This window comes from Duganella fentianensis (assembly GCF_009857835.1).
GTDB lineage: Bacteria > Pseudomonadota > Gammaproteobacteria > Burkholderiales > Burkholderiaceae_D > Rugamonas > Rugamonas fentianensis.
Genome location: NZ_WWCL01000001.1, coordinates 664994 through 676540 on the forward strand (window position 1 = coordinate 664994; position 11547 = coordinate 676540).

9 protein-coding genes and 1 tRNA gene are annotated in these 11547 nt (G+C 58.2%); 5 read left to right on the plus strand and 5 right to left on the minus strand.

The features are described from left to right. Positions 1–3 precede the first annotated feature (3 nt). Both GTP23_RS02960 and GTP23_RS02965 read left to right on the plus strand, forming a co-directional pair. Complete coding sequence (locus GTP23_RS02960) at positions 4–390, plus strand: methylglyoxal synthase (protein WP_161033787.1); 387 nt, start codon at positions 4–6, stop codon at positions 388–390. Positions 391–440: 50 nt separating this feature from the next. Next, positions 441–1415 (plus strand): quinone oxidoreductase family protein, encoded by a 975-nt coding sequence (locus GTP23_RS02965; RefSeq protein ID WP_161033788.1) that lies wholly within the window; start codon positions 441–443, stop codon positions 1413–1415. Between the two features lie 106 nt (positions 1416–1521). Here the strand turns inward: GTP23_RS02965 and GTP23_RS02970 are convergent, their stop codons facing one another. Further along, a complete protein-coding gene (locus tag GTP23_RS02970) occupies positions 1522–2196 on the minus strand; it encodes a DUF4136 domain-containing protein (RefSeq protein ID WP_161033789.1) in 675 nt (224 codons plus the stop codon). Between the two features lie 199 nt (positions 2197–2395). Here GTP23_RS02970 and pepN point away from each other — a divergent pair, with 199 nt between their 5' ends. From pepN to GTP23_RS02985, 3 genes are all read left to right on the plus strand, one after another. Continuing rightward, on the plus strand, positions 2396–5059 hold the full coding sequence (gene pepN / locus GTP23_RS02975; protein ID WP_161033790.1) for an aminopeptidase N: 2664 nt from the start codon (positions 2396–2398) through the stop codon (positions 5057–5059). Positions 5060–5082: 23 nt separating this feature from the next. Further along, the gene (locus GTP23_RS02980) at positions 5083–6084 is read left to right on the plus strand and encodes a class 1 fructose-bisphosphatase (RefSeq protein WP_161033791.1); all 1002 of its coding nucleotides are present in this window, start codon (positions 5083–5085) and stop codon (positions 6082–6084) included. 106 nt (positions 6085–6190) lie between these two features. Next, positions 6191–6266, plus strand: a tRNA-Thr gene (locus GTP23_RS02985). Positions 6267–6343: 77 nt separating this feature from the next. On the opposite strand, the gene GTP23_RS02990 is transcribed toward GTP23_RS02985, so the two are convergent. The 4 genes from GTP23_RS02990 to GTP23_RS03005 form a co-directional block, all read right to left on the minus strand. Then, entirely contained in the window at positions 6344–6910 is a 567-nt protein-coding gene (locus tag GTP23_RS02990) for a hypothetical protein (RefSeq protein ID WP_161033792.1), read from the minus strand. After that, positions 6907–7482 carry a transglycosylase SLT domain-containing protein gene (locus tag GTP23_RS02995; RefSeq protein WP_161033793.1) on the minus strand — a complete coding sequence of 192 codons (576 nt, stop codon included), beginning with the start codon at positions 7480–7482 and terminating at the stop codon, positions 6907–6909. Before GTP23_RS02995 ends, GTP23_RS02990 begins: the two co-directional genes overlap by 4 nt. A 1-nt stretch (position 7483) precedes the next feature. Next, the gene (locus GTP23_RS03000) at positions 7484–8065 is read right to left on the minus strand and encodes a PAAR domain-containing protein (RefSeq protein ID WP_229255900.1); all 582 of its coding nucleotides are present in this window, start codon (positions 8063–8065) and stop codon (positions 7484–7486) included. A gap of 393 nt (positions 8066–8458) precedes the next feature. Beyond that, the gene (locus GTP23_RS03005; protein WP_161033795.1) at positions 8459–11374 is read right to left on the minus strand and encodes a beta strand repeat-containing protein; all 2916 of its coding nucleotides are present in this window, start codon (positions 11372–11374) and stop codon (positions 8459–8461) included. Positions 11375–11547: the final 173 nt, after the last annotated feature.

Consider the following 11547-nt stretch of genomic DNA (forward strand, 5'->3'; position numbering starts at 1 on the left):
CTGATGAAAACCCGCATTGCCCTGATCGCCCACGATAAGAAAAAAGACGACATGATTGCGCTGGCCAGCCAGTACAAGGATTTTCTGGCCACCTGCGAACTGACTGCTACCGGCACCACGGGTGGTCGCCTGGTCAAGGAAGTAGGGCTGGCAGTGGACCGCAAGCATTCGGGGCCTTTCGGTGGCGATTTGCAGATCGGCTCCATGCTGGTGGAAGGCGGTATTGATTGCGTGATCTTCCTGCGCGATCCGATGACGCCACAGCCGCACGAACCGGACATCAATGCGCTGGTGCGTGCCTGCGACGTGCATAACACGCCATGCGCCACCAATGTCTCGTCGGCCCATCTGGTGCTGGCCCAGTTGCAGCAGCGCGCTGCGCGCGGCTAAGTGGCGCTAGACTTTCCTCTATCCTCAAGCACAAGCGTACAGGAGGCGTTATGACCAAGCTTATCCGCATTAACCGCGTGGGCGGTCCCGAAGTAATGGAGCTGGTGGACGTGGAACTGGGCCCGCCCGGTCCCGGCGAAGCGCAGGTGCGCCAGCATGCCATCGGCATCAATTTCATCGATGTGTATTTCCGTACCGGCCTGTATCCGCAGCCCCTGCCCGGTGGGCTGGGCATGGAAGGCGCCGGCGTGGTGGAGGCTATCGGCGAGGGCGTTACCGAAGTGAAGGTGGGCGACCGCGTGGCGTATGCGGGCCGTCCCATCGGCGCCTATGCCGAGGCGCGCAATATGCCAGCCTCGCAGCTGCTGGTACTGCCCGATAACGTGGATTTCGACACGGCCGCCGCCATGATGCTGCAAGGCCTGACGGTGCAGTATCTGTTCCACCGCACCGTGGCGCTGAAGGCGGGCGACACCATCCTGTTCCATGCGGCCGCCGGCGGGGTAGGGCTGATCGCCTGCCAGTGGGCCAAGCTGCTGGGCGTAACGCTGATCGGCACTGTGGGCTCGGACGAGAAGGCGGAACTGGCCACGCGCAATGGCGCCCATCACGTCATCAACTACAACAAGGAAAACTTCACCACGCGCGTGCGCGAGATCACGGGTGGCAAAGGGGTAACGGCCGTCTACGATTCGATCGGCAAGGATACCTTCATCGGTTCGCTCGACTGTCTGCGCCCGCTGGGCACCATGGTCAGCTTCGGCAACGCATCGGGGCCGGTGGAGCCGTTCAGCCTGAGCGAACTGGCTAACCGTGGCTCGCTGTTTGTCACGCGGCCTTCGCTGATGGCGTATATGTCTACCCGCGCCGAGCTGGAAACAGCGGCCAAGTCGCTGTTCGGCGTAGTCGCCAGTGGCGAAGTCAAAATTGATGTGCGTCAGCGCTATGCACTGGCCGACGTGGCCCGCGCCCATACGGAGCTGGAAGCGCGCCAGACCACCGGTTCATCGATATTGCTGCCGTAAACGCCATGCAGCCGGTAGAACCGGCTGCATGGTGTGGACTGCGGACTTAGCGGATGCGCGCCAGTAGCCGTCTGCGACGGCTGGCGCAGCGCGTTTCTGGCCGCCCTTAGCCCGCTTTGGCGGGTGCCACAGGCGCTGTTTCCGTCTGCGGTTTCAGTTCCAGATCAACCCGGCGCGGTACGCCGTTCTGGCCGGGGAAGCCCGTGAAGGCGCTTTGCACCAGTGCCGGCATCACTTGCGGCGTAGCGGCCACGCGGCTGGTGTTGTTGACGGTGACGTCGTACAGCTTGCGGCCATCCGTGCCGTTGATGGTGATGCGCAGCTGGCGCTGGTACTCATGCTTGATGCGCTCGGTCACCATGACGGGCGCACCATAGCCGAACGGATCATAGAAATACGGACGGTAGCCGAGACGGCTATAGCCCCAGCCATAACGGCCCCAGCCTGGCCCCCAGTAAGGCCCGACCATGAACGGATCCTGCGCTTCCAGTATGCGCACGGGATGGTCTATGGTGCTGAATTTCATTCCTACCAACAGTTGCGCCGGCTGCCTCTCCGCCGCTTGGTGCAAGCCCAGCTTGTCCAGCTCACGTGCCACCAGCAGCTGATAGCTGCGGTATTCCAGCGTATCGTCGGCGCCCTGTGGTGCTTCGAAGGCATAGCTCTGGTCACGCGCTTCAGCGCTCCAGGCGTTGAACGAGGTGACGTCGCTGCGCAGGGTGGTGGCGCAGCCACTGAGCAGCACAACAGCGGCAGTCGCGATGAGGGCGATTTTTTTCATGATTTAGCCTCAGTAAAGTTAGTCGGATGGGTGCATCTGATAGTTTATGACGGCTTATGCACCGTTGCACGAATCTTACAGAAAGTTACGGCCGGCGGGAAAGCTGACACGTACACCGCGCTTCCCTTGCCGGATTTCAGGCGACCGCCAGCGCTGGTATTGGTAAAATAGGCTTTTGCTCACGTTTCACGGGATTTTCATGCGACCAGACAGCACGCCACCGACCATCTACCGTAAAGATTACACCGTCCCAAGTTATCTGGTGGAAACAGTGGAGCTGGGATTCGATCTCGATCCGGACCGCACCATCGTCGCCAACCGCATCACCATGCAGCACAATCCGGCCAGCCCTAGCCGCTCCATCGTGCTGCACGGCGAAGAGCTGGATCTGGTGGAGCTGCGCCTGAACGGCCGCGCACTGGCGCCGACCGAATACAAGATCGAAGGCTCGCTGCTGACGATACCGCGCGCACCGGCCCAGGTGGTGCTGGAAATCGAAACTCTGTGTACGCCCATCCAGAATACCTCGCTGTCCGGACTGTATGTCTCGAACGGCAGCTTCTATACCCAGTGTGAAGCGGAAGGCTTCCGCCGCATTACCTATTTCCCCGACCGTCCTGACGTGATGGCCAAGTACACGGTAATGCTGCGCGCCGACAAGGCGCGCTATCCGGTGTTGCTGTCCAACGGTAACCTGATCGAATCGGGTGAGCTGGACGACGGCCGCCACTACGCCAAATGGGAAGACCCGTTCAAGAAGCCGTCCTATCTGTTTGCACTGGTGGCAGCGCGGCTGGTCTGTCAGGAAGAGCACTACACGCTCAAGTCGGGCCGCGAAGTGCTGCTGCAGGTGTGGGTGGAAGAGGGTAATCTGGACAAGACCGACTACGCCATGCAGTCGCTGAAGAATTCGATCCGCTGGGATGAAGAGCGCTTCGGCCTGGAACTGGATCTGGACCGCTTCATGATCGTCGCCGTGGGTGACTTCAACATGGGCGCGATGGAAAACAAGGGCCTGAACATCTTCAACACCAAGTTCGTGCTGGCCAATCCGCGCGTAGCCACCGATATCGACTACGCCGGCATCGAAGCCGTGGTAGGCCACGAATACTTCCACAACTGGACCGGCAACCGCGTGACCTGCCGCGACTGGTTCCAACTATCGCTGAAAGAAGGCCTGACCGTGTTCCGCGACCAGGAATTCAGCGCCGACATGATAGGCACGGACAGCGGCCGCGCCGTCACCCGTATCGATCAGGTACGCACGCTGCGTCAGGCCCAGTTCCCGGAAGATGCGGGCCCTATGGCCCATCCGGTGCGGCCGGATTCCTTCGTCGAGATCAACAACTTCTACACGGTGACCGTGTACGAAAAAGGCGCCGAAGTGGTGCGCATGTATCAGACCCTGCTGGGTCGCGATGGCTTCCGCAAGGGCATGGATCTGTACTTCGCCCGTCACGACGGTCAGGCCGTGGAATGCGACGACTTCCGCGCCGCCATGGCCGATGCCAATGGCCGCGACCTGCGCCAGTTCGAGCGCTGGTACAGCCAGGCCGGTACGCCGGTAGTGTCGGCACGCACGCGCTACGATGCCGTCAAACGCAATTTCGACATCATCCTGAGCCAGCGCTGTCCGGCCACGGCTGGCCAGCCGGACAAGCTGCCCTTCCATATTCCCGTGGCAGTGGGTCTGCTCGATGCCAATGGCAAAGACCTGCCGCTGCTGCTGGAAGGCGGCGACCATCCGAAAGACGCCACCACGGTAGTGCTGGAACTGAAAGAGCAGGAGCAGATTTTCCGCTTCCGTAACGTGGATGAACGTCCTGTCCCGTCCATCCTGCGCGATTTCTCGGCACCCGTGGTGCTCGAATACGACTACACGGATGATGAGCTGCTGCACCTGTACCGCCACGACAGCGATGCCGTGAACCGCTGGGAAGCGGGCCAGCGTCTGGCCATGGAGCGTCTGCTCAAGCTGACGGCGCAAGTCACGGCGCATGGCGATGCGGCGGTGCTCAAACTCGATAGCACTTTCATCGAAGCCCAGCGCGCGCTGCTGGTGGACGAGTCGCTCGATCCGGCCTTCCGCGAACTGGCGCTGATCCTGCCATCGGAAACCATCATCGCCGAGCAGATGGAAGTGGTGGACCCGCAAGCCATCCACACGGCACGCCAGTTCATGCGCCGTACCATAGGCGCAGCCCTGAAAACCGAACTGCTGGCGCAATACCGCGCCAACCAGACGCCCGGCGCCTACAGCCCCGACGCCCTGTCGGCAGGCAAGCGCGCGCTGAAAAACCTGTGCCTGTCCTATCTGCTGGTGGCGCCCGAAGCGGCCGAGCTGAAAGTAGCGCAACAGCAGTTCGACAATGCCAGTAACATGACTGACCGCGCTGCTGCACTGGTCGCGCTGATTCACAGTGGTGGTGATGCGGCGCCGTATCTGCAGGCGTTCTATCAGGACTTCGAGAACGAAGCGCTGGTGGTGGACAAATGGTTCGCCATGCAGGCTGCAGCGCCGGCCACCAATGTGGCTGCCGTGCGCAAGCTGATGCAGCATCCGGCCTTCACGCTGAAAAATCCTAATCGCGCGCGCAGCCTGATTTTCAATTTCACTAACGGCAATCCGGCCCAGTTCCACGCCGCCGATGGTAGCGCCTACGCCTTCTGGGCCGAGCTGGTGATCCAGCTGGACGGCATCAATCCGCAGGTGGCCGCGCGTCTGGCACGCAGCATGGATCGCTGGCGCCGTTACGCACCGGCGCTGCAGGAAAAAATGAAGCAGGCGCTGGAACAGGTCGCCGCCCAGAGCAAGCTGTCGAACGACGTACAGGAAGTCGTCAGCAAAGCTCTGGCTAACTAATTCAAACCAAACCAAGGGTACTTATGAAACGTATCAGCCTTACTCAATATCTGGTGGAAGAACAACGCCAGCACAACTCGATTCCGGCCGAACTGCGCCTGCTGATCGAAGTGGTGGCGCGCGCCTGCAAAACCATCAGCCACGCTGTAGGTAAAGGCGCGCTGGGCGAAGTGCTGGGCACTGCCGAAACGGAAAACATTCAGGGCGAAGTGCAGAAAAAGCTGGATATCATCTCCAACGAAATTCTGCTGGAAGCTAACGAGTGGGGCGGCCATCTTGCAGCCATGGCATCGGAAGAGATGGAATCCATCCACCCGATTCCTAACCGCTATCCTAAAGGCGAATACATGCTGCTGTTCGATCCACTGGACGGCTCTTCCAACATCGACGTCAACGTTTCGATCGGTACCATCTTCTCCGTGCTGAAGGCGCCGGAAGGCATGGCCCAGCCGACCGAGGCGGACTTCATGCAGCCAGGTACCCAGCAGGTGGCCGCCGGCTACGCCGTGTACGGCCCGCAGACCATGCTGGTACTCACCACCGGCAATGGCGTGAACTGCTTCACGCTGGACCGCGAGATGGGTTCGTGGGTACTCACCCAGCGCAATATGCAGATCCCTGCCAAGACCAAGGAATTCGCCATCAATATGTCGAACGCGCGCCACTGGCACCCGCCCGTCAAGCGCTACATCGATGAACTGCTGGCCGGCGAAACGGGCCCGCGCGGCACCAACTTTAATATGCGCTGGATCGCTTCGATGGTGGCCGACGTGCACCGTATCCTGAACCGCGGCGGCGTGTTCATGTATCCGGCCGATCTGCGTGATACCTCGATGCCGGGCAAGTTGCGCCTGATGTATGAAGCCAATCCTATGGCCTTCATCGTCGAACAAGCCGGCGGCGCAGCCACCGACGGCAAGCAGCGCATCATGGATATCCAGCCGCACAAGCTGCACCAGCGCGTGCCGGTCTTCCTTGGTTCGCGTGATGAAGTGGCTGTCGTTACCAGCTACCATCAGGCCTAAAACCACGGTTTTCCGCGGGTTCTGACGAGTTTTCCTTAGCGCGCTGCAAATTTTTCGATTTGGGACTAGCGCGCTGCAAGAAATATTTGTTAGAATATGCGACCCAGCCGCTTTAGCTCAGTCGGTAGAGCAGTTCATTCGTAATGAAAAGGTCGCCAGTTCGATTCCGGCAAGCGGCACCAGGATCATAAAGCCTGCTATTCCTCACGGAGTAGCAGGCTTTTTCCTTTTCTGCGCTGGTTTTCCTGAGTGTGATTCTTCAATTCCCCTTCCGGACCTTGCTGGATTGGTTCAATTGGATGACTTCGAAACCATCCGGCGAGGGGAGTATGTCACCCGCTTCCACCTGTTCTCCACTCGGTGGACCAAACCTGTATCGATACACGACATAATGGGTATTGGTTTCACCGAGTCCCATGGTAGGAAATGCCAGCATGACCTCACGAGGCCCAAGATAAAGCTGACTTGGCGGTACTTTTTCGGCGAAGTCCAACCGTGCCAGCGAGGCGCCGTCTTTTGGCGATATCAATACAAACCCCTGCAGGGCATTTGCCGTGAACTCTCCCCACACAATCAGTGCTCGCGCGAATTTACCAACACAGCGTATCGATACCGGCTCTCCTCTTGATTGTTCGGGACCGCCAAAGAACGGTGTGACTGTTCTAGCATGACGGATCGAATAAATGTAGGAATCCCCGATTCGCGCTTCACGCAGGACTTCGACACGCTGCCTTTTCGCTACTCCCACATCGCAGACCTTTACTAATTCCGCTGCGTTTAGGGCCGATGCCAGCGAGAGGCCAAAAGCAATATACAGGGCTTTCACTTGACCATCTCCCTTAAAATCTGCATGTTGTCAGGATCTACCGTCAGTCTCTCCGCGGCAGTCTTGATCTTGCGGTAGTAGATGCCGTTTCTGACTCCTCGGTAGTCCTTGAATGCCTCTTCGATCGCTGCTTGAGTACTTAATGAGGAATGATTGTCGATCAGTGCCTGTAGGTACTGCGTTCCGGTCTGGATGTTTCTTGCTTCGTCCACGAACTCAGGATTGTCGTGAAAGGCATCAGCGTCGCGATAGATGTCCCGTTCTGGCCGGCGCTCTTTGCGGGGTTTCTTGAGGTTATTGAGCCGCGCCAGTTCGCGTACTGGAGCCTTCAGTAGCTGCATCAGGCCACGCGCGCTGCTTCCCAGGGCTTTGGCATCCTTATCGAAGCGCGACTCCATGTAGATTTGGCAGATGATGGTGTCATTGCTTAGAGAAGAGCGATTGTTTGTGGCTACAAGAGCGCGGATCTCACGTAGCCGTGCGGAGTCATCAACGCTCACCATCTCCGGCTTGGTGTTGGAGACAGGCGTGAGCTTTGCTGCATGCGTTTTTACAGCGTTCGTGTTCGCCATTTCATCGGTCCCAGAACGGGTTGACTGGAGTCGATTCCGGTTCGTACACGCGCAGGATGACGTTGTCCGGGTGTGTGGCCGCCACCTTGGAGGTCTTGCCGTCTTTATCGGTCTTCCCCTCCAAGTGCTGTCCGCTGGCCAGCTCGATGTTGTAGGGCCAATCTGTGACCGGCAATCCGCTGCAAGTGTCGAGAACCAAAAACTCAAGATCGTAGCTCTCGGCGCTCGCCTTTGTCAGGCTCGATGCGATTGACTGCCCGGCTTTTAGGGAAACGGAGGTGCCACCCGCTTCACTCTCACCGATCACCTGGCTGCGTAAGGTCTGATTCGCGACGAGTCGAGGGGACGGAAAACACCCGCACAGGCACATGTCATTGCCCAGGGCAACCTGTTTTCCGTTCCAGGTCTCTGGAATGCGGGGACCGACACAAAGAATTTTCCCCTGCGACTTGCACGCCCGGCAGAAAATCAAATCGCCCTCGAGCGCGATTTTGACGCCGCTGACACTTCCCTGACTACTTGCGGAAATCACTTTCCAGCCAGCAGTCGTGCTCGCGCCTAGTGTGATTGTATAACGCTGCATGAGTGCCTCCATGGTCCGCGCCAACTGGTTCAAACGTGAGAAAGGGAAACAGATACCGAGCGTTAATTATTGACTTGACCTGGAAACTCGAATTGCGGAACTGCAAGGAGTCAGTCTGTGGTGGTACTGGTAAATGGCGTCCACCTGACGGCCAAAGAAAAGGTGTATGACTGGTTTTGAATGGATGGAGAACATCCACTCCCTGAAGGAATCGCATGCTTTCATCGCACGGGCAGAGTTCCGCATTCCTGTAGCAGCCTCAATCCGAGCGGAGTTGTTCATTCTATGGGGTGGTGGAAGTCCGCCGCACCCTGAACGGCGCCAATCGAACTGAAAATGAGGGGCGCTTGATTGCTCATCTGCGCGGTGCCCCTCACATATTTCTAGTGTTTCTTAGTTTTTCCCGTTCGGACAGCCTGTTGCTGTCTGGCGCACACCGAGCGTGCGTCGCCGGCGCCAAGCCAGCAAGCCCAGACCACCGAGCAGCATGGCGTAGCTTGAGGGTTCAGGCACTGCAGATACGCTGATGCTGCCATCGCGCCCCAGATGCGAGAAATCCAGTTTTGCGCGGTCGTAGCCGTCGACGACGATGTGCTCTGCATCGAGCTGACCACTGAAATGCTGGAAGTCGAACAGCTTGATGCTGCTGCCCGGGTTGGCATTGAAATCGGCGCCGAATACCAGATGCAAAGTGCCATTGAAATTGAGCGTAGAGAGCCCGCTCATCTGGTCGTGGCCGCTGCCCATTACTTCCATCGTCAGTATCGCGTTGCTGTCATAGCTGGCGCTACCACCGCCAAAACCGACTTGGGCACTGGCGCCTGCGCCGCCGGGATTGTAGCCGGCGCGGAACAGCATCTGCCCCGTGAAGCTGCCCGTGCCGCTCACGTCGTCATAGAAACTGAGCGTGCCGCCACTGCTGCTAACGCTGCCCTGATTCACGAACAGGCCGTAGATGCTGGTGTTGCCGCTGCTGCTGAGCGTGTTGCCTGCGCCTAGCAGCAAGCCGTCGCTGCTATGCAGCTGGCCTTTGTCGCTGATGAAGGTGGCGCTGCCCAGCTGTGCTACACCCTGATTGAAGATCCAGACCCGGCTATTGCCGACATCCAGCGTACCGGCAAAGCCGAATCCTGCTGCATCGTTGCCGTCGCCCAGAGACAGCACGCCGCCGCTGGCATTGATACGCGCGCTGCTGCCGCCGCTGATGGCGCCGTTGACGCTGCCGTAGCCTTGCAGCAGGCCGACTTTGTCTATGTTCAGCTGACCGCTCACCCGTCCGCCTTGCAGCGCGAGCGTGCCCGCCTTGAACTGGCCACCATCGAGGACCAGATTGGTATTGCGTCCAAGGCTGAGCGTGTGGTCCACGTTGAGATTGCGTGCGCTATTGAGCACCAGCGTGTTCTGCGCCAGTGCGCCGCTGCCCAGCGTCGCACCGTTGCGGCCGCCCAGACTGAGCGTGCCGCTGGTCCAGTTGTAGTTTTGCGTGCCGACTTCGTTATCGAAGCGTAGTGTGCCGCCGCTGAGGTTAAGACTCCCCGCGCGTAGCTGTCCTCCGGCGAAGGTCAGGTTAGTGCCTGTTCCAATGTTCAAGCCTTTGCTGACTTCCAGCGTTGCATTTTGCCCCAGACGAACACTTTGTTCAAACAGGCCAGTTCCCAGAGCCACGCTGCCTTTGCTGGTAAGGCGCAAAGTCCCGCTGTTGAGTGCTACTTTGCCGCTTACCGTGCTGTCGTCCATGATGTTGAGAGTGCCGCCATCCAGCTGCAGATAGCGGGCGCTAAGCTGTCCGCCGTCAACGGTCAGGCTACTGCCCGCTTCCAGACTGAGTGTGCCAGCTAGTTGCAGTGTCTTGCCGGTATCGAGGACGGGGGTATTGCGCAGCAGCTTGCTGACACTGATGCTTCCTGTGCCGCTTACCACCAGAGTGCCGCTACTGAGCTGCACACCATTGCTGGCCGCCGCCTGTTCGGACAGGTTCGCTGTGCCACCCCGCACGGCGAGCAGACCACTTTGTAATTGACCGTTTGTCACAGTGAGCGATGTGCCATCGCTGATGGTAAGGGTATTACTCACCTGCAGCCCCTTGCTGCCATCGATGAGCAGATCTTTAGGTAGGATGCTAGTGCCTAGCTGCGCTCCACCAGATCCGGTAAAGCCGAGTGTGCCACCCTGCCAGGTGAATCTCCCTGCATTGTCGAACTGCGCAGCACTCAGTGTTCCTTCATTAAAGATGAACAGACTGTTTTGTCCAAAGCTGGCCGTGCCTTTAACTTGAATAGTGCCATATTGCAGCATGGCGCTCCCAGTACTGAGCTTGAAATCGCCTTGCACATCGAGCATCCCGCCCGTCACGGCCATTGAACCGACAAAGTTGTTGTCGTAGATGAAGTTGCCCGTGCTCATGTACGCGCCGTTACTGACTTCGAAGTCATTGCGGTTGGTTGTGTACCCAACTGCAAAAATGAGGTCGCGCTGAGAAAGCCATTTGGTTCCTGCTCCAGCGATGCTGAAGTTTGTTTCCGGACCCCTAATGGTACTCGCTGCCATACGGCTGTCGATATAGTTGGTGCCAATGGCGCCTATGTCATTGAATACGGCACCGTTCGTCAAAGAAATGGAGGTGGAACGGCCACCGAATAGGAGTGCAGAGTTGTTATTTAAGGTTGCGCCTGGACCATCCACGGCTAAAGAGAACCAGCCATTCCCATTAAATGTGCCGCCGCTGTTATTCACAAAATTTGTTGTGAGTGTCGAGTTGGGCGCGATATAGATATTATTGAGCGAATACTCGCGTGCCTTAAGATTGGAAATGCTGACGTCGTTGCTGATCTTTAGAGATCTGGTGTCTAGCGTGACATCGGCCAGTTTCAGACCGGCCTTACCACCGTCAATTTGGCTGTTCCCCGGCTGATAATAGCCTGGGCTACTAAATTTGAGTGGCATGTTAATCGTTTGCCGATAGGCGCTGAAATTGCGGATATCTGCTTGGCTGTCGACGGTTTTCCCGCTTAGTGTCATGGCTGGCGCATCGCTGGCAAAAGTTAGATGGCCGATCTCTTGGAGTAGGTCATTATCGCTGGCTGATACTGCGCTCTTGCCGAAGACGAGATTGTCGCGTTTTGCCGGCAATAGGTCGTTCCCCCAGTTACCGGCACAATTCCATTGTATGCAGTTGATCGCGCTGCCTGTCCAAACGACATCGGCGGCGCTGGATGGCGCTTGCGGCAAAATTAGGCCGGCTGCCATCAGAGCAGCGACGAGAGGGCGTGCCCTGCGGGAAGTATGGGCGCGATGCATGCGAGGGGGCATGGTGAATTCTCCTGAATTGAGTCGCATTCTCGCTGCGCGATGGCAACGGGCCGCCTAAATGTCAGACTGACCAATAGCGGAATGCAATGTTTATGTATTTAAATGCAATAATTGCAATTTTAATTCACCATTCTTTAGATGAGTACAGTCCATCCAGACTATTCTGGGACCCG

Coding starts and splice junctions, on each gene's coding strand:
- GTP23_RS02960 (WP_161033787.1), top strand. CDS start 4: ATGAAAACCCGCATTGCCCTGATCGCCCACGATAAGAAAAAAGACGAC.
- GTP23_RS02965 (WP_161033788.1), top strand. CDS start 441: ATGACCAAGCTTATCCGCATTAACCGCGTGGGCGGTCCCGAAGTAATG.
- GTP23_RS02970 (WP_161033789.1), bottom strand. CDS start 2,196: ATGAAAAAAATCGCCCTCATCGCGACTGCCGCTGTTGTGCTGCTCAGT.
- pepN (WP_161033790.1), top strand. CDS start 2,396: ATGCGACCAGACAGCACGCCACCGACCATCTACCGTAAAGATTACACC.
- GTP23_RS02980 (WP_161033791.1), top strand. CDS start 5,083: ATGAAACGTATCAGCCTTACTCAATATCTGGTGGAAGAACAACGCCAG.
- GTP23_RS02995 (WP_161033793.1), bottom strand. CDS start 7,482: ATGGCGAACACGAACGCTGTAAAAACGCATGCAGCAAAGCTCACGCCT.
- GTP23_RS03000 (WP_229255900.1), bottom strand. CDS start 8,065: ATGCAGCGTTATACAATCACACTAGGCGCGAGCACGACTGCTGGCTGG.
- GTP23_RS03005 (WP_161033795.1), bottom strand. CDS start 11,374: ATGCCCCCTCGCATGCATCGCGCCCATACTTCCCGCAGGGCACGCCCT.